This is a genomic window from Allobosea sp. 05T439, assembly GCF_056396005.1.
The window spans coordinates 1-363 of the sequence record NZ_JBFTKP010000177.1 but is presented as its reverse complement, the minus strand read 5'-3'; the positions used below and the strand labels follow the sequence as shown (position 1 = coordinate 363).

Sequence of the window (363 nt, the reverse complement as noted above, 5' to 3'; positions counted from 1 at the left end):
TGTCCACACAGATTGTCTGATGAAAAGTAAATAGCAAGGCGTCTTGCGAGTGAGACTTTGTGTCCCCTTCGTCTAGAGGCCCAGGACACCGCCCTTTCACGGCGGYAACAGGGGTTCGAATCCCCTAGGGGACGCCACTTGCTGGTCTGTGAGTGAAAGTCACCTGCCGATGTATCTCAAACCTGATTCCTGTCTGACAGYGAGTCATGTCTGAGATATTTGCTCTTTAAAAATCTGGATCAAGCTGAAAATTGAAACACAGAACAATGCGAATTGTTCCGTGAGTCTCTCAAATTTTCGCAACTGAGGGTGTTTTACGAAACATCTTCGGGTTGTGAGGTTAAGCGACTAAGCGTACACGGT

Annotated in this window: 1 tRNA gene; it reads left to right on the top strand. The window is 47.6% G+C overall.

Annotated elements, in window-relative coordinates:
- Nucleotides 1–61: 61 nt before the first annotated feature.
- Nucleotides 62–137 (top strand) — tRNA-Glu (locus tag AC1DIO_RS35615).
- The last annotated feature ends 226 nt before the right edge of the window (nucleotides 138–363 follow it).